The sequence below is a fragment of the Brucella sp. TWI559 genome (genome assembly GCF_039674265.1).
Taxonomy (GTDB): Bacteria; Pseudomonadota; Alphaproteobacteria; order Rhizobiales; family Rhizobiaceae; genus Brucella; species Brucella chromiisoli.
Genome location: NZ_JBDJNE010000075.1, coordinates 1 through 556, shown reverse-complemented (window position 1 = coordinate 556; position 556 = coordinate 1). Strand labels below are relative to the sequence as shown.

Genomic DNA, 556 nt, shown 5'->3' with positions numbered 1-556 from the left:
TCTTCCACCGCGCGACGTGCCAATCGCTTGCGTCCACGCCCCCCTTTTGAGCCTTGTGCCGAACGGTGCGCTTTGACGTGTGTGCTATCTATGGAAAGCTCCTGTGGAACCAGACCGCTGGCTGCCATCGTCTCAAATATACGATGCCAAATACGCCGTTGTGCCCAGCGGTGATATCGGTTGTAGACGATTTTTGCAGGACCATATTCGGCCCCAACATCACGCCAGCGACAACCGACCTTGAGAACATGCAAGATACCAGAAATGACACGCCGATCATCGACACGTCGAGCTCCGGGTCGGTTCTTGGGTAAATGTGGGTTCGATTGCATTCCATGCAGCATCTGAAAGCCAGAAAAGATCGCTCATAATAAGCCTCCCTACTGTCAAAACCTAAAAATCAATAAAAACACTCGATAAAGACAATTGTTTGATCAGGTCCCCATCCTACGGCGTAGACTCATAAACTGATGCACCAGATGCGGACAGCGATGAGTTTGACAGCAGCCAGGAAATTGGCCGGGTTTTTGTCGTAACGTGTTGCAATGCCGCGATA

General features: G+C 50.9%; 2 pseudogenes. Both read right to left on the bottom strand.

Annotated features, from left to right (window positions below):
- A pseudogene (locus ABE530_RS19680) lies at positions 1 to 369 on the bottom strand (IS5 family transposase); the annotation flags it as partial.
- 91 nt (positions 370 to 460) lie between these two features.
- A pseudogene (locus ABE530_RS19675) lies at positions 461 to 556 on the bottom strand (IS5/IS1182 family transposase); the annotation flags it as partial.